Genomic DNA, 15950 nt, shown 5'->3' with positions numbered 1-15950 from the left:
TAAATGTTAAAATTTAGGAAAAGGAGGAAAATAATAATGCCATATGCAATAGATTTATTTTGTGGTGCTGGTGGAATGAGTGAGGGACTTATTCAAGCAGGTTTTCACATCCTTTTCTCAAGTGACATAAATCCAGATGTTCAAAGAACCTATATGAACAGACATGAGCAGTTGGGATTACATCAAGGTGTAAATACTTATTTTCATCGTGGTGATATAAGAGAATTGACAGGAAATTTAATTAATGAAAAAATAGGTAATCTGGAAATATTCAGAAATCGAGATGTCCCTGAGATAGATGCAGTTTTTGGAGGACCACCATGTCAGGGATTTAGTAGAGCGGGACGTAGAGATCCTAATGATCCAAGAAATATGCTTTTTAGAGAATATTTAAGAGTAATTAATGAAGTTCGTCCAAGATATGTAGTTTTAGAAAATGTTACAGGATTTATGGATACGAGGTTCTATGGTTTTGAAGGGGTAACAGGTCATAGATATCCAGATGGTGAAATAGTTCCTAATATATTAATAAATGAATTTCAATTAATAGGATATCATACTCTGCAACCCAGAATTCTAAATGCGGCACATTATGGAGTGCCACAGAGAAGAAATAGAGTAATTGTTATGGCATATAGAAACGATATGGTGCCACCTGTATATCCAGAACCAACGCATGACGATGATACAGCGTTAACAATTACAGATGCAATAAGCGATTTAATAAGAAATGAAAATATTCGCAATCAGGTGCACGATACAGACACAGATTTTCAAATTGCTTCAAGAGAAGGTCGCACACCGGATGTTAATGGGAACACAATTGATAGTAATGGAATAGTATATAATAATGAGATATCTGCACATCAACAAATTATTGCTGAAAGATTTGCTTTATTTAGAGAAGGTGAAGATGGTGCAGGACTGAAAAATCGTGTAATGAGTGAAGGGATAGATATTTCTAATTATCCGGCGCTTATTAACCATTGTGTTAATGCGATGGGATTGGAGCAAGAACAGGTTATAGAATTATTTAGAGCAGGAAATGTTAGCAGAGAGAATGTAGATATTCTTTTAACAAAGAAAAATATTAGAACTAGGTTGGATAGAAATAAGCCATCAGCAACAGTTATGACTATAGCAGATGATTATATTTCACCGTTTGAACCAAGAACGTTTTCTGTAAGGGAACTCGCAAGATTACAATCGTTTGATGATAGTTTTGAGTTCCTTGGAAAGAGGACAACAGGTGGATTGCGTAGACGTGTGGAAGTACCACAATATTCTCAGGTAGGTAATGCTGTACCACCATTATTAGCTAGAGCTGTAGCTAATGAAATAATGAGAGTTTTGTAGATAAGTTAGATGGGCAATCTGGTTTTCAGATTGCCCATTCTTTATGGATTATAAATCATCTTATAATTCTACTAATTCAATTTCACCGAACAAATTTTGCTTCGCATATGGTTTAATACGCCAGGCATTGCCGTGGTTTTTCCCAACATATTTACCTTCTTTTGTAGTATATCCCCGCCAATCATAAGTAATTAAGCCAGCTTTAATGAGGGAGAGGAAAGTTGTAAATTGAGGAGCTCTGGAAAATTCAATTTCGTTATATTTGAATTGAACCATTCCAGAAATTTCTCTACTTTCTGCTTTTACCCATAATGTAGATGGATGTTTCATATATAACTGCTGTTTTAAGTCGTCAAATGACCAATAAGCAGCTATTTCAGGTTTACCTGTAATTGGATCGCACCATATAATGTTAACTTGTCTGTTTTCATCATTTACATGTAGATAGAATCCTTGGTTATTTTGAGGTGCATCCATTGAACCAATTGTTATGTAGAGACTACTATATCCAGGGTGAGAATCGGAATCATATCCGTATATTCTGGCAAAAGCGGAAACTCTGTTTCTATCTATTGGTTCGTATGCTGCAACCCTTGTACCTTCAAAGTGTGGTCGTAAAGTAAAAAGTGTATCTAAAGTTCTGCCACCACCTTTTGATTTGACTTCTATTAGACCGTTATAATCTGCATCTGAACGGTTATTCGTGTTTATTCCAAGAAGATATTCTAAAGTGTCACCAACATCCTTTGGAGCAATTGGACCATATCCTTTAGAGTTATCAAAAAAGCCACCATGAATAATCTCATGCAAACGAGGTTTGATGTCATGGAACAATTTAGTAATTGCATCCATACCGATGGCATTAATTAAATCACTTTCACTTGGAATATTGTGCGTTAAGTTAATTATGTAAATTAAAGGTGTATCATTTGCTCGTTGGAAAACAGAAATATAAAGAAGATCCCCTTCATTGATTTCACCATTTTCCATCCTTCGTTTTATGGTTTCGATGGAAAAACGTCTATCACCTCGAGTGTTAGCAACTCTGTAAAATTTTAGTTTAATAAAGTCTGTTTTACCGTGCTGAATAAATAAAGCATTATAAGATATGCCAAATTTGCCACCATGTTCTAGTTGGTCATAATCTACAAGACCCCAGTCAAATAGGAGATCTCTAAGAATAGCATTTGCATCTAGGTTATTTTTATCGATCATAGTATATGTCATACGTATTAATGCATAATCCTCGTTTCGTATGCGTTGTATCATATTAATCACATTAGATTCATCTGAGTAAGGTGTAAAAATCATATATCCTCCTTAATTGAACTTCTTAAAAATAAATTGTACATTTCTACGTCTATGGTATAAGCCATAGCGTAAAGAGTTTTAATTGTAGGATTAAGTGCCTTTCGGTTTACTAATCTACTTATCAGTGCTGGCTGAATATCGGTTGCTCCATATATTTCAATCTGTCTAAGTTGTTTACTTTTCATAATTTTTTGAAAATTCTCAATAAAGACAAGGAGATAGTCATCCTCAATAAAGTTACCGGAGAAATTTAAACTATTGTATCCTAAGTCCGAGAGATAGTTTCTTGAAAACAAAGCAGGAAAAGATACATTAAGTTTTCGAGCAAGATTTAGAGCGGTCAAATATTCAATGTTTTGTTCACCGTATTCTAAGGCTGAAAGGCAATTACGATCATAATTTATTGAAGTGGCCAAATCAGAGATAGTGTATCCTTTCATCTCACGAGATTTCCTAATATTGCTACCAAATACTAATAAAATTTCCGACGGATCAAATTCCCAGTTCACTTTATCACCTCCTTCTTAATAGCTATTATATTTTATTTAACCCTTAATGTTTTGACTTATAACCATCAATTTAAAGGGAAACAACATATAGTAACTATTTATAAGAAAAATACAAAATGGTGGACATGTCTGAATGTACATTTATATGCAAAATAAAGAACTCTTTTTTGTAAAAAGAGATTTAAGGAGAATGAGAATTTTTTGCGTTAAATTTTTCAATTAAAGGAGAATTTTTTATCTCATAAGTCCCGTTTATCGTACAACCTATAATGTATAATTTGAATAGTGGGGCAATTTTACCCCTTAGATTTACTAATAAATATAGTAATTTGTACATAATAGGAGCGATAATTATGCTTAAAATGAAAGACAACAATTATATAAATAATATAGCAGCTATTCGTAAGAAACATGGAATAAGCCAGACTCAATTTGCTAATGCAATTGGTGTTGAAACCAGTACTATTAGCAGGATAGAAACCGGTAAGTCTGATCCGTCTGCAGTTACATTATTTGCTATTGCTAAATATTTACAGGTTTCGGTTGATGAATTATATACAAGGAAAACTGCAGAACAAATCAAAAATGAAAGAGAGCAGGAATTTTTCAAGAGAAATATTAGATATTATGTATCAACAGTTGAAAGTAAGGAAAATTCTTAAGACGAACATATTTTCGAAATATGGCGTATACGCTATAGAAAACCAAAATTATTTTCGCTATAGTTTAGATACATTCTTAAAAGGGGTGTGAGATCAGCTTAGCTAGGGCATTGGATTTGATGCTACGGAATACTAGCGTATTATCTGCAGGATTTATTTCCCTTATCAAGCAGGTATTTATTGTAAAAACAAAAATACTGATTAAAGGAAGTGAACAAAGGAATGAGCAATTCTATGAAGGTATCATTCTGTTGCAAAGACTGTAAGAGAAGAATGTTTGACTATTATGCAGGAAATTTAAACTTGTCTATCAAATGCAATAGATGCAAAAGAGTTTTAACACTTAAAAAGATAGATGAGAAATATGTAGCAGAGAGAATGATTAACGGAAAACTATTTGTGTGAGGTGTAAAAATTGATTTACAAGTATGGCATTGGAGAACATGTGTATATCATAGAAAATGGAATGCACATAAAAGAAGTGATAATAGTTAATATAGCTAATGGCTTCTATCAGGTTTGCTTTACGGATAGAAGAGGCTCAATTAAATTAAGAGAGTCAAGGCTATATAAGACTATCGGAGAAGCAGCAACAAAGAACAGTGCTGCGAAAAATGAATTAAGCAAATTACATAAGAAAAAAACATACCATTCACCATATGATTACGAATGTGGATATTATGGATGACTGAAAACAATTTATTATAAAAAATTAAATAGGCCCACCTGATAAGGGCATACAGTTATTGAGGTAACTGTAGGAGCACCAGAGACGCAGGGGAAAATCAGTAAGAAGTAGATTTACTTTACAGGATTTCCCTTGCGTCTTTTTTGCGCATAGAAAAACATATATGTAATTAAAGTGTCAGGTGCAGACAACGAACCTTTCTGGTTTTCCAGAAAGGAAAAAGATGTTTTATTACGATATTAAGGAAAGTGGAAAAAGAATCAAAGAGTTAAGAAAAGCAAAGGGATTAACACAGGAAAAGTTGTCAGAAAAGATTGGAATTTCAGGTCAGGGTTTAAAGATGATTGAGTGTGGAATAAATGGAGCCAGAATTGACACATTTGTTTATTTGGCAGAAGTATTAGATACAACGATTGATTATTTGGTTTTAGGCAGAAGTTGTATGGTTATTGATGATGAGTAAAAGGTATAGTGCCACTAACTCTTATTTTATATTAAAAAACAGTATATTAAAAGAGGCTCAAATGAGCCGGGCAAACCTCCTTTAAGGCAATGCATGAAATAGTTTCTACTTATTATAATTATAAGTTTGAAGTTGTTGACTATGCCGTGATCCATAGTGAAATATGGTAGCAAGCTACAGCACATATACTGGCGACGGACAGAGGAAAGAAACAAAGCAGTAAGTAATGATTGGCGTGTTATATTACTGAAGATGCATCAGACGTGATGCAATGCATTGCAATAGGGGAGAAAATCAGGAGGAATAAATGGAATACAAAGGTTTAGAAGTTGGAAACATAATTAAATCATTAAGAATAAAAAAGAATGTATCTGTATTTGAATTGGCTTACAGAGCAAAAATAAGTCAATCACATGTATATCAGTTGGAAGAAGGAAGTAATAAAATGAGCATTGACCTTTTGTATAGGTTAATGGATGCACTGGATACAGATGCAAATACGATATTAGGAATAAAGGAAAAGGATGAAGAATCAGTGGATGAAAGATTGAAAGAGTTAAGTCCTAAGATGAAAGAAACACTGAAGGAGTTGTTTTTAAAGACAATAGATGGGGTGGAGAAAATTTAAAAAGTATATAGAAAATATTGGCCCAGGGTTACAATCCTTGGGCTTTTTTTATGAAAACTATTAATATTATGATTAACGTCTTACTTTATGCTGGTTCTAGGAAATGCATTAATAATAGTATGTATGTAACGATAAAAATAGTTATTATTGTGAATAGAATTGAAGATGTGTATAATTATATTTATAAAATTAAAATTTGGTTGGTTAAAACATCATAATAGCAAGTGAATGGAAAATTAACTGATTTTATTATTTACAAAATATTAATATTAGATAAACGTATACGATGTCTTGGACGTTAAAAAAGAAACTTGAGGATATATTAAATGGAAGAAAATAAAAAGAAATGTGTTGAGTGGGTAATATTGAATTTGATTGTACCATTAGCACCTGTAGTGATTAAACTCGCAATATTATTTTTGGGTAAAGATGGAATATTAAAAACAAACATAATTGAGTCAGCAGAACTTATTTATTATAACTTGTTTATATGTATAATTTTTTTAAATATTATCAACAAGAAAAAAGAGACTAAAATTATTGAAGTGGTGTTGGAAAACGCATTTAAAATAATTTGTGTTATAGATTTGATTATGATTATTTTAATATATTTGGGAAATCAGAGCAAAAAGGTTACTTATATAGCAGTAATTTTGACCGTTATAATTCCTGTTTTTGTGGCAGTATATTATTGTAATGAAGTAATAGGAGAAGAGAAAAATGATAAATAAATTTATAGATGTTATACTTATAGCGTTAATGGTATTAATAATAATAGTAATTGTAGCAGCAACAATTATGTATAGCTGCAAAAAATATAATGAGGTGTATTTTAGAGATTTAAAAAGTGATGACTGGGATAAATATGATAAGAAAAAAAAAGGAACTGTTTATGCCTTTGTAAAAAGGATAAATGACATTTTTTTTGGAATTTTAGGGAGTGTATTAGCTATTACTATTTTTGTTTTCGTTGCACCGATTATTTTAATTGAAGATGGAGGACCAATTTTTATTAAAAGAAATATTATAGGGTATGGAAAAAAGAAATACACATATTATACATTTCGAATTATGAAAAAAGAATGTAACGGACAGAGGCAATATTTAAAAGTAGGAAAATTTTTGTATAGAACATCGCTCGATTTTATGCCGATATATTTTTCATTATTAATTGGAAAAATAACAGTAGTTGGATTGTGTAGGCGAAGACTAGAAGATAGTCTTACAGAAGAAGAAAAAGAAATTTATTTGTACGAAAAACCAGGTTTGGTTAATATGTATACAATTTTTTCGGAAAAATTGAAGGACAGTGGTGCAGATATAAAACTTTACAGCGATAGGTACTATCTCTATAATCGCTGTATAAGATTGGATGTACAGATTATATTATGGTGCATTAGGACAACCGTGAGAAAGTAAGCATGATAGAAAGTTAGAATTGACAGATAGATACATAGTGTTGTATTAAAATATGAAATATAGTTATTATATTGTAAGGCACAGAATAATGATAATTGATAATTAAAAAATGCCTTGAAAATATGACGGTCATAAATTATAATGTAACCAATAGGAGGTAGTGGTATGGCAAAGGTTGGCAGACCAAAGATAGAAAATCCGAAGGTTAATAAGATTTCGGTTAGACTATCAGATGAGGAACACGAAAAACTCATTGAGTTTGCTAAGGAGCATTCAATGACAAAAGCAGAGGCTTTTAAAAAAGGTTTAGAGCTTTTGTATGAGCAATGCAAATAAATTGCAAGCCACCCAGTACTATTCTTCAGCATGACCACATCGTGGTAACAAAAATTTAATAAGTCAAAATAATTTAAAATAGTATTAAACTAAAAGGCTAAATACGGACAGAAAGAGCAAATAAAAGAACCTGTTAACCGTCAGCCTTTTTAGAGTTTGAATAAGCTACAAGCCGATTAGCATAAAACAAAAGCCAACAGTGGGAACATTTATGTTCACTATCTGTTGGCTTTTATTTTATACGTAAGTGGCGCCAGCCACTCATGAGCAAGAAGCGAAGCGAATTGCGAATGAATCGGCGTTGCGGAAGATGGAAATGCATTTATGGATTTCTCACACTTCTTGTATTTTCGGTCTTATACGGCGATAGCCGTCAGTTAGGTGTAGCAAAGCGAAATCTAACTGAGTATGGCGCAAAAAAGAAGATTTTATTTTTTATATATTTTGATATAATTAATTTAACAAAACTTTTAGAAAATATAAATGGATAAAAATTAATAATTGGAATGTTATAGATAATACTATTTGTGTCACCGGTGGTGACACAAATAAGATAAACAAGTAAAAAATTATCTGAAAATAAAATTCATAATAGATGAAGGATAATGAAAAAATATGTTAGGAATGGAGAGGACATTATGGAGCTTGAACTAGACGTAGAAGATTTATTAAACAAAAGAAAAATAGAATCAGACCGAATAGAGTTTAAGACTGGGTGGAATCCTGATGATATCTACCATAGTGTCTGTGCATTCGCAAATGATTATAATAATGATGGTGGTGGTTATATTGTTGTAGGCGTTGAGGAAGAAAATGGTGTTGCCAAGCGTCCGGTAAAAGGTTTACCTGAATATATGTTGGATTCAATACAGAAAGATATGTTGGGGTACAATAATTTGATTTCTCCACCCTACTTTCCACAGGGGATACCAGCAGAAGTGGATGGAAAATGGATTTTTGTAATTGTTGTCAGAACAGGACAGCAGCGACCTTATAAATCACCAGAGCATGTAACAAGTAAGAAAGAAAAAAAGTACAATTATTATATTCGTTATCAGACAAGTTCTGTTAAGGCAAATAGTGAACAGGAGCGAGAACTGATTAATATGTCAGATCAAACCCCGTTTGATTGCAGAGCAAACCATAAGGCAACATTTGAGGATATTTCACCGGTGCTGTTAGAAGATCATTTGAGAAAAACCGGTAGTAAACTTGCTAAACAGGTAAGGGAACGTGGTGTTGAGGAAATACTTAATGATATGCAGCTATTGGTTGGTCCTCCAGAACTCAGATATATTCAGAATGTGGCAATTATGATGTTCTGTGAGCATCCAGAAAAATTCTTTGGATATACTTATGTACAGATGACCTCTTTTCCTAAAGGAAGCATTAAGAATCCAAGTATTAGTGAAGATTTTCCTAATATTACAGGTTCGGTGCCTCAGATGATTCAAGCAACAATGGAAAGATTTCGTAATTTGATTATTAGAGAAAAGGTAATTAAAGTACCAAATCAGATGGAGGCATTAAGGATATTCAATTACCCATATCAGGCAATAGAAGAGGCTGTGGTAAATGCCTTTTATCACAGAGATTATATGTCCTTTGAACCAGTAACTATAGAGATAGAGCCGGATTGCATAAATATCATGAATTTTCCGGGGATAGACAGATCTATTTCAGAAAAGACAATAGCTGAAGGAAAGAGATTTGTTTCTAGGTTTTATAGAAATAGACGACTCGGAGAGTTTTTAAAAGAACTGGATTTATCAGAGGGGCATTCTTCTGGCATCCCAACAATACAGGAAGAACTTGAGAAGAATGGCTCACCAAGAGCGGAGTTCTTTACGGATGAAGATAGACGAGCTATGAGAATAAGAATTCCAATCCACCCGGCATTTTTGGAAGCGGATGATGAAGTTTTGCTGCCAGATGGATATGAGAAAGCGACGAAAAAAATATCAAAGAAAAAGATAGAACAATATGATAAAATCCTAAAATTATTGGATGATGGCGAGTGGCATAAAACAGCTGAAATAGCTGGTAATCTTGGATTAAAGGATACTAGAACAAAGGAATTATTAAAAGAATTAATAGTACTTGATAAACTCATCGATAATGGGAAAACAAAAGGCAAGTTGTATAGATTAAAATAATTCGTCGCTTTTTTCGTTGAAAAAGCGACGAAAAAAGCGACGAAAAAAGTGCACTTTGTGAGGTGAGATTGATGAACAAGATTATCGAACAAATAGAAAAAATCAAGCAAATAAATTCAAATGAGAATCTTGTGATTTTTGTGGGGGCTGGAGTTTCTAAAAATTCTGGAGTGTGTTCATGGTGGGAGTTAGTTAAAGAGATTGCTGATAAAATCGGTGAAAATAAATGTACATCATGCGAGATAAAAGATTTGTTATGTGGAGAAGCTGACTTGTAAAAGTAAATTCCGTGTGAAAGACTAAATTCCACCCACTGTTAAAAATCAACCTAAATTTAAAAGTTTTTGGTTGAATAAAGGGTAATAAGTGTTAAAATTTAAGTACATTTTTCTTTAAATCTGAAAATCAAGGCATAGGAAACAGACCTCTGGAATTCTTGTGTGAAAGATTAAATTCCACAGGTCGGTGTGAGAAATGTGAAATTTGTGGCTCTGATGACGGGATTTATAAAAATGTTATTTTAGCAGCTTTGGTGTGAGGATTACATCATCAGGTGGGATGTATTTAAGCTGCAGGGCCCGGAGAATCTCCGGGCCAAATTTTTCAAGTGATGCCTGATATGGTGTTTTACCATTCAATCCTTCCCTCACATAAGAATTGATGTGATTAACACATTTCTTTATGTCCCATTGTGTAAGATGCGTGAAAACGGTTCCTTTTGGGATAATCATTCTCAACAGGGTATGTGCTTCCTCAATGCCCCCCTTCTGATTACTTCTCATGGGATCACAGTAATAAATACTCATGCGTTCAATGCCGTTAATACCCGTTTCAAGCGATATCGGGTCGCTGAATTCACTGCCACGGTCAGTCAGGTATTGAAAACGGATAGAAAGTCATATGTGCCAAGAGCCCTCTCCAGTTCGTTAATGGCAACCTTAACAGCTCCTTCAGTACAACGATTTAGGAGTCTGGCAATAAACAGTTGTGTTTCAGGGCTGTAAAAAGTCAGAATACATTTATTGGAACCTTTAGCCGAAATAACAGTATCCATTTCACAGAAATAATCAGGATTCAGTTGCTTAAAATCAGCATAAGTTCTTCCGACGAAAACTTCCCTGTTTTTGATTGAAGGTTTGGAATCATCTTTTCGTAACTTAAACTTGACCTTACGTTTTAAATCAATGTTTCTGGTGAGAAGAACACCCTGTTCAATGTAGTTGTAAAGTGTTTTCACACTGATGCCCAGTTCCGGATGGTTGGTGACAATTACATATGGAGACTGTCCCTGTTCTATCAGAGGTGCAACCACGGCATTCATTTGAAGAGCTTGATGTTTTGTGAGATTTACACCGGTTCTTGAAGAAGTACGGAGTTCCTCATATTTTCGTTGTGCAAAAACAGCATCATAGCGATATTTATGCGAAACGCTACAGCGATGGAGTGGTTTATCACAACCATTGCAAACGTAAGGAGCCCGGTCCACTCGCAAACAGGATTCCTTTACGAAAGATTTGCATACCTGATTACATTTATTGCATGATGAACACTTAATGTCACAGAGGATAATCTTTTCACATACATTTGTCCGTTTGCACCTAAATCTCCTGGTGCAAAAGTTGTGTGGATTATTAAATATCCGTTTGGGTTGGATGTCATCAACCCGATGAAGACGGATTTCTTTTGAAATGGTAGTCGGATCCTTACAAAGATATTTGGCAATCTCCTTGAAGGAAAGACCTTCATTTAGAGAGTCTTCAATAATTTTACGGTCATCTAAAGTTAAGTGTTTCTGGTTTACCGGTATAAGGTTAGACATATGTACCTCCTTCTACCGTCATCAGAGAGCATGGAACAAGCATACAAGGGTAAAGATAAATATGCAAATGAATAGAATAAAATGGTGCGAAAGATTAAATTCCACTTATGTAAAAGTAAAATCCACTGTGAAATGGAAGAGTGGAATTTAAAATTTTAATTTTGGATGAGCCTATAATTCTAAAAAATTAGAATACAAAGTTAATCTGGTAAATGCTATAATGAATATATAATTAAGGTGTAAAAGAATAAATGATTAAAAGGAGATTTTATGAAAAAAGGGTTTAGTATAATCATGGCGTTTGTTACGGTTATGACAATGCTTTTTAGTGGCGCAACTTTTGCTGATGATACGAATGAAAATACAGAAAATAAAACAAAAGAAAGTAATTTTACAAATCTTATAGTATTTGCAAGATTTTTAGATGAAGATGAATTTATAGATAATTCTTATAATGGGGAATCTGTTAGAAAAATTACAGATAATTCTTACAACAATGCAGATTTTAATGTTTCAGATTATTATGAAACTGCTTCAAATGGAAAATTACATATGAATAGTGTGTATTTATTCGACAAGGGTGGTTCTATACAATTGTCACATCCAAGAGGTTACTATGCTGAATACAGCGATGAAAATCCTGAAGGCTATACGGACAATGGCGAAAAATCACAGCGTATGTACGAACTAAAAACAGACTGGTCTGAAGCTATAAACAGAGCTATATTAGCGGGCAATGTGATTACAAATTATGATGGTACAAAAAAGTACAACTTTTCTGAACTTGATAAAAACAATGATGGGGTAATCGATGCAATCACCATTATTTATAAAAATACAACTCAGAGTATCTCTGTGGGTTGGTCCTCACCTTTGTGGAATTATAAGGATTATGCAGATTACGTAAAAATAAATGCAGATGGAAAAACAATTACAAGTAAAAACTATGTACAGGTGACAAATTCCTATAATTATTTATACAAGGATAATCGGGAAAACGTGATTTTGCCTATGGCAGTGGCAACTCATGAAATGGGGCACATTTTAGGATTTAAGGACTTGTACAATAGTTCAAATAGTTCGCCGGTATATTATATGTCTGCAATGGCAAAGCATATGTCACCTGTGCCACAGTTTATATCTGTAAAAGAAAGAGAAGCAAAGGGGTGGCTTACATCTGACAATGTTAAAACAATTTATCAAAATGGACAGTATACCTTAAAGGAAGCATCGACTAGAGGAGATTCACAGATAGTCGGATACAAATTAAATTTAAAAGGAACCAATAAAACACTGTACTTAGAATATAGAAATTTTGGCACAGGTGGTAATAAATATGATTGTCAGTCAAAAGAATTGTATAAAACAGATGGAACGAAGCTAAAAGGATTGATAATTGGTTCAGGACTTGTTTGTTATTTGGTGGACAAAGACACAAAATTCCCAAACAATATGGGATGCGTTGCAGGAAAGTGGAATTATGAAACATTAGGTGGCACATATGCAACAAAATCTGACGCACCATTAAAACTGAATCAGAGCTTGGAAATAACTGATGATATGCATGTTGAAGTCACAAATATAACTGATAATCAATTAACATTTAAAATAGAGGGTGATTTTGAAGAACAACAGACTGAAACTAAAGAGATATCAGACAGGGAAAAATATGATGGAAGGGACGATGGCATAGTAACACCTGTAAAAGATCAGGGAGATACCAATTTGTGTTGGGCATATTCAAGCATTGCAGCAGCAGAATCATCCATTTTGAAAAGTGGAATTGATCCTACAGTAACAAAAGATACATTATCATTAAATCCGATGGCGGCAGCTTATAGAGTTTTTAAGAGAGAAAGCGATCCATTGGGAAATACAGATGGAGACTGGCAATCAGTAAATTATTTGACGCAGTCAGGAGACCCACTAAAAATTGCCAAGTTATATTCAATGTGGTGGGCACCGGTATCGGGTAATGTGGTTACGACAAACCCATATGAAAATCCATCATATAGATTTGAAAATGCAATTTATATACCTGAAAACAAATCAAATCCGGAAGAATACATTAGGTCAATAAAAAAAGCCATAGCAAAATATGGGGCAGTAACATTTCAGTACAATAATGCAAGAGAAACGTTATACTACAATCCAAAGAATGAACATAGCAGTACAATTTCTCCCCATGCATGCACAATCATTGGCTGGGATGACAATATTCCATCAGACAAATTTGTACCAAATGGTGCTACCAAAAATGGTGGTTGGCTTGTAAAAAACAGTTACAAATCATTGGAGTATTTTTGGCTGTCATATGACAATACAAGCAGTTGTTCTTATGCATTTTCATTTGCACCAAAGGACAAGTATGACTTTAATTATTACTATGATGGAAGTATGGACGATTTCCCATTAAGAAAAGATAAGTCAGTGGCAAATGTGTTTAAAGCAAAAAAATCTGATAATCTAAAAGACGAATATATAAAAGCAGTAAATGTAGCTATTGGTGGTGAAAATGTAACCGCTAAAGTGGAGATATATAAAAATGTAGATTATCCTTATGGTGGACAGGACAATGTACCAGTTTCAGGTGGTTATCTGGCAAATACTACAACAGCATATTTTGAAAATAGCGGATATGTAACAATAGAACTGAATCAGCCGGTAAAAATCGAAAAAGACCAATGGTTCTCTGCAATAGTAAGTGTTTCAAATGAAAAGGGCGACGCCAAAATAATGACTTCATATAAAAATGGCAGGGAAATGTCATATATAAACAACGGTAGTGGATGGACACAACTTAAAAATTATGTAGGAAGAATAAAGGTATACACAAAATTGGAGAACAAAGTGGAAAATCCAACTGTAGAAGCGCCTACAACGGAAGCACTAACAACGGAAGTGACAACTACATCAGAGCCAACAACAGAAGCACCAACCACAACTGAAGTGACAACAACATCAGAGCCTACAACGGAAGCACCAACCACAGCGGAAGTGACAACAACATCAGAGCCTACAACGGAAGCACCAACCACAGCGGAAGTGACAACAACATCAGAGCCAACAACAGAAGCACCGACCACAGCGGAAGTGACAACAACACTAAAGCCAACAACGGAAGTGACAACTACATTAGAACCAACAACTGAGAAACAAACTGAGACAACTGTCACAGTAGAACCCACAACTGAAATATTGACTACAGAAAATACAACATCAGAAACTACTGTAGAAAATCAAACAACTGACGAAACAACATCAGAAAAAGATTCAACTACAACTTTTGGACAAGTTGTAACAAAGGAAAATGAACCAACAACTAACGGAAAAACTACAACTCGTGTTGACGGTGTAAATAAAAAGAGTTTAAAGCAAACAAAAATTCTAAAAGTAAAAAAATTTAAAAATAGAAAAGTGAGAATTACTTTTAAAAAGGTAAGTAAGGCTAAAATATATCGGATACAGTATTCAACTGACAGAAAATTTAAGAAAAACGTAAGAACAAAACGTACAGGAAAAAATACATATCTGTTAAGAAAATTACGTGTTAGAAAAAGATATTATGTAAGAGTGAGAGCAATAGTTGGAAAAGACAAAGGCAAATGGAGTAGTGTAAAATCTTTTAAAGTGAGTAAGCGGTTTTATAAGTAATTGACAGTTATTCCATATTTGTTATAATACCGTCACTTGGTAGCGCAATGGTAATGTCAATTTACACACTTACAGATGCAATTGTAATTGGACAGGGAGTTGGGGCTAACGCCCTTGCGACACTTGCATCAGGGCTTATGGGCTGTAATGCCGGTGGTGGAAGTTTTGGTGTTAGGGTGGAGTGTAGTGTTTTTGAAAAATATAAAGTATAATACAAAATAATAAATTTCTAGCTAAGGAGACCAACTATGTCAGAAATTCAGAATACACAAAATAATATGGATAAAGCTCTTGCGAGGATTACTTCTATGGAACCATATCATTGCAATCCATTTGATAATCCGCCGGAATTAAGACGAAGAGCGGAAAGATTATTAAAAGAAATTGAAAGTCTAAATGAAGATGAAGTTGCAAAGAAAGAAAAAATTATGGAAGAACTTTTCGGAACGTATAATAAGCTTGCGTTTCCGGGACTAGGATTTAAATGTGATTTTGGATTGAATATTCATTTTCACGGACTTGCAGTTATAAATTATAATGTGGTGATGCTTGATACATCACCTATAAATATCGGGCATGGAGCGTTTATAGGACCGGGGGTATGTCTTGCATGTGCGGGGCATGCCATTCATCCGTCCCAGAGAAGCAACGTTCTTACCAGTGCGCCGATTACGCTTGAAGAAGATGTATGGTTAGGAGCAAATGTAACTGTATTAGGTGGAGTGACAATAGGAAAAGGAAGTGTAATTGGAGCAGGAAGTGTTGTGACAAAGGATATACCGGCAGGAGTTATTGCTGTGGGAAATCCATGCAAAGTTAAAAGAAAAATTACAGATAAAGATATGTTTGATGATATACAAATATAATGATATTAGATAAATGCTACAGTAGTAAGAAAAGTGTCTGCAAAATTTGTGGATAGACATTATTTTTACTACTGTAGTTTTTT

General features: G+C 33.8%; 18 protein-coding genes. 14 read left to right on the top strand and 4 right to left on the bottom strand.

The annotated features are described in order from the left end of the window. The first annotated feature begins 36 nt into the window (after positions 1-36). Positions 37-1356 (top strand): DNA cytosine methyltransferase, encoded by a 1320-nt coding sequence (locus CCC31_RS06685; RefSeq protein WP_290850472.1) that lies wholly within the window; start codon positions 37-39, stop codon positions 1354-1356. 60 nt (positions 1357-1416) lie between these two features. On the opposite strand, the gene CCC31_RS06680 is transcribed toward CCC31_RS06685, so the two are convergent. Both CCC31_RS06680 and CCC31_RS06675 read right to left on the bottom strand, forming a co-directional pair. Further along, a complete protein-coding gene (locus CCC31_RS06680) occupies positions 1417-2667 on the bottom strand; it encodes an MvaI/BcnI family restriction endonuclease (protein WP_290850470.1) in 1251 nt (416 codons plus the stop codon). Then, a complete protein-coding gene (locus tag CCC31_RS06675; RefSeq protein ID WP_118564888.1) occupies positions 2664-3176 on the bottom strand; it encodes a helix-turn-helix transcriptional regulator in 513 nt (170 codons plus the stop codon). Before CCC31_RS06675 ends, CCC31_RS06680 begins: the two co-directional genes overlap by 4 nt. A 353-nt stretch (positions 3177-3529) precedes the next feature. Here CCC31_RS06675 and CCC31_RS06670 point away from each other — a divergent pair, with 353 nt between their 5' ends. The 10 genes from CCC31_RS06670 (at position 3530) to CCC31_RS06625 (ending at position 9806) form a co-directional block, all read left to right on the top strand. Beyond that, a complete protein-coding gene (locus tag CCC31_RS06670; RefSeq protein WP_290850467.1) occupies positions 3530-3838 on the top strand; it encodes a helix-turn-helix transcriptional regulator in 309 nt (102 codons plus the stop codon). Between the two features lie 222 nt (positions 3839-4060). Next, positions 4061-4243, top strand: a complete 183-nt coding sequence (locus tag CCC31_RS06665) for a hypothetical protein (protein ID WP_118564889.1) — start codon at positions 4061-4063, stop codon at positions 4241-4243. 10 nt (positions 4244-4253) lie between these two features. Beyond that, on the top strand, positions 4254-4526 hold the full coding sequence (locus CCC31_RS06660) for a hypothetical protein (protein ID WP_178061142.1): 273 nt from the start codon (positions 4254-4256) through the stop codon (positions 4524-4526). Between the two features lie 223 nt (positions 4527-4749). Beyond that, the gene (locus CCC31_RS06655) at positions 4750-4989 is read left to right on the top strand and encodes a helix-turn-helix transcriptional regulator (protein WP_290850463.1); all 240 of its coding nucleotides are present in this window, start codon (positions 4750-4752) and stop codon (positions 4987-4989) included. A gap of 307 nt (positions 4990-5296) precedes the next feature. Then, positions 5297-5617: a helix-turn-helix transcriptional regulator gene (locus CCC31_RS06650; RefSeq protein WP_290850461.1), complete on the top strand. Its 321-nt coding sequence runs from the start codon at positions 5297-5299 to the stop codon at positions 5615-5617. Positions 5618-5943: 326 nt separating this feature from the next. Next, positions 5944-6348 carry a hypothetical protein gene (locus CCC31_RS06645; RefSeq protein WP_178514674.1) on the top strand — a complete coding sequence of 135 codons (405 nt, stop codon included), beginning with the start codon at positions 5944-5946 and terminating at the stop codon, positions 6346-6348. Further along, positions 6338-7036: a sugar transferase gene (locus CCC31_RS06640; RefSeq protein ID WP_290850457.1), complete on the top strand. Its 699-nt coding sequence runs from the start codon at positions 6338-6340 to the stop codon at positions 7034-7036. The genes CCC31_RS06645 and CCC31_RS06640 overlap by 11 nt, the downstream gene beginning before the upstream one ends. 165 nt (positions 7037-7201) lie before the next feature. Next, the gene (locus CCC31_RS06635) at positions 7202-7372 is read left to right on the top strand and encodes a CopG family transcriptional regulator (protein WP_290850455.1); all 171 of its coding nucleotides are present in this window, start codon (positions 7202-7204) and stop codon (positions 7370-7372) included. Between the two features lie 638 nt (positions 7373-8010). Continuing rightward, on the top strand, positions 8011-9528 hold the full coding sequence (locus CCC31_RS06630) for an RNA-binding domain-containing protein (RefSeq protein WP_290850453.1): 1518 nt from the start codon (positions 8011-8013) through the stop codon (positions 9526-9528). A 71-nt stretch (positions 9529-9599) separates the two neighbouring features. After that, positions 9600-9806 (top strand): hypothetical protein, encoded by a 207-nt coding sequence (locus CCC31_RS06625; RefSeq protein ID WP_290850451.1) that lies wholly within the window; start codon positions 9600-9602, stop codon positions 9804-9806. Positions 9807-10043: 237 nt separating this feature from the next. Here the strand turns inward: CCC31_RS06625 and CCC31_RS06620 are convergent, their stop codons facing one another. Continuing rightward, on the bottom strand, positions 10044-10310 hold the full coding sequence (locus CCC31_RS06620; protein ID WP_243002979.1) for a hypothetical protein: 267 nt from the start codon (positions 10308-10310) through the stop codon (positions 10044-10046). 89 nt (positions 10311-10399) lie between these two features. Beyond that, positions 10400-11347: a helix-turn-helix domain-containing protein gene (locus CCC31_RS06615; RefSeq protein ID WP_290850448.1), complete on the bottom strand. Its 948-nt coding sequence runs from the start codon at positions 11345-11347 to the stop codon at positions 10400-10402. A 270-nt stretch (positions 11348-11617) separates the two neighbouring features. Here CCC31_RS06615 and CCC31_RS06610 point away from each other — a divergent pair, with 270 nt between their 5' ends. From CCC31_RS06610 to CCC31_RS06600, 3 genes are read left to right on the top strand one after another with little or no spacing between them, the layout of a single operon-like run. Next, entirely contained in the window at positions 11618-15001 is a 3384-nt protein-coding gene (locus tag CCC31_RS06610) for a lectin like domain-containing protein (protein WP_290850446.1), read from the top strand. A 53-nt stretch (positions 15002-15054) separates the two neighbouring features. Then, complete coding sequence (locus CCC31_RS06605) at positions 15055-15213, top strand: hypothetical protein (RefSeq protein WP_158562608.1); 159 nt, start codon at positions 15055-15057, stop codon at positions 15211-15213. 36 nt (positions 15214-15249) lie between these two features. After that, a complete protein-coding gene (locus tag CCC31_RS06600; protein WP_260978984.1) occupies positions 15250-15867 on the top strand; it encodes a sugar O-acetyltransferase in 618 nt (205 codons plus the stop codon). Positions 15868-15950: the final 83 nt, after the last annotated feature.

Origin of the sequence: Eubacterium sp. LMAG:50, from assembly GCF_008680265.1 — a bacterium.
Lineage (GTDB): Bacteria > Bacillota > Clostridia > Lachnospirales > Lachnospiraceae > Eubacterium_U > Eubacterium_U album.
Note: the sequence above shows the minus strand (reverse complement) of the source record. Positions and strands in the feature narration are given on the sequence as shown.

Bases quoted from the DNA above. Each gene is read 5' to 3' on its own strand.
- CCC31_RS06685 (WP_290850472.1), top strand. From the start codon at position 37: ATGCCATATGCAATAGATTTATTTTGTGGTGCTGGTGGAATGAGTGAG.
- CCC31_RS06680 (WP_290850470.1), bottom strand. From the start codon at position 2,667: ATGATTTTTACACCTTACTCAGATGAATCTAATGTGATTAATATGATA.
- CCC31_RS06670 (WP_290850467.1), top strand. From the start codon at position 3,530: ATGCTTAAAATGAAAGACAACAATTATATAAATAATATAGCAGCTATT.
- CCC31_RS06665 (WP_118564889.1), top strand. From the start codon at position 4,061: ATGAGCAATTCTATGAAGGTATCATTCTGTTGCAAAGACTGTAAGAGA.
- CCC31_RS06655 (WP_290850463.1), top strand. From the start codon at position 4,750: ATGTTTTATTACGATATTAAGGAAAGTGGAAAAAGAATCAAAGAGTTA.
- CCC31_RS06650 (WP_290850461.1), top strand. From the start codon at position 5,297: ATGGAATACAAAGGTTTAGAAGTTGGAAACATAATTAAATCATTAAGA.
- CCC31_RS06645 (WP_178514674.1), top strand. From the start codon at position 5,944: ATGGAAGAAAATAAAAAGAAATGTGTTGAGTGGGTAATATTGAATTTG.
- CCC31_RS06640 (WP_290850457.1), top strand. From the start codon at position 6,338: ATGATAAATAAATTTATAGATGTTATACTTATAGCGTTAATGGTATTA.
- CCC31_RS06635 (WP_290850455.1), top strand. From the start codon at position 7,202: ATGGCAAAGGTTGGCAGACCAAAGATAGAAAATCCGAAGGTTAATAAG.
- CCC31_RS06630 (WP_290850453.1), top strand. From the start codon at position 8,011: ATGGAGCTTGAACTAGACGTAGAAGATTTATTAAACAAAAGAAAAATA.
- CCC31_RS06625 (WP_290850451.1), top strand. From the start codon at position 9,600: ATGAACAAGATTATCGAACAAATAGAAAAAATCAAGCAAATAAATTCA.
- CCC31_RS06620 (WP_243002979.1), bottom strand. From the start codon at position 10,310: ATGAGAAGTAATCAGAAGGGGGGCATTGAGGAAGCACATACCCTGTTG.
- CCC31_RS06615 (WP_290850448.1), bottom strand. From the start codon at position 11,347: ATGTCTAACCTTATACCGGTAAACCAGAAACACTTAACTTTAGATGAC.
- CCC31_RS06610 (WP_290850446.1), top strand. From the start codon at position 11,618: ATGAAAAAAGGGTTTAGTATAATCATGGCGTTTGTTACGGTTATGACA.
- CCC31_RS06605 (WP_158562608.1), top strand. From the start codon at position 15,055: ATGTCAATTTACACACTTACAGATGCAATTGTAATTGGACAGGGAGTT.
- CCC31_RS06600 (WP_260978984.1), top strand. From the start codon at position 15,250: ATGTCAGAAATTCAGAATACACAAAATAATATGGATAAAGCTCTTGCG.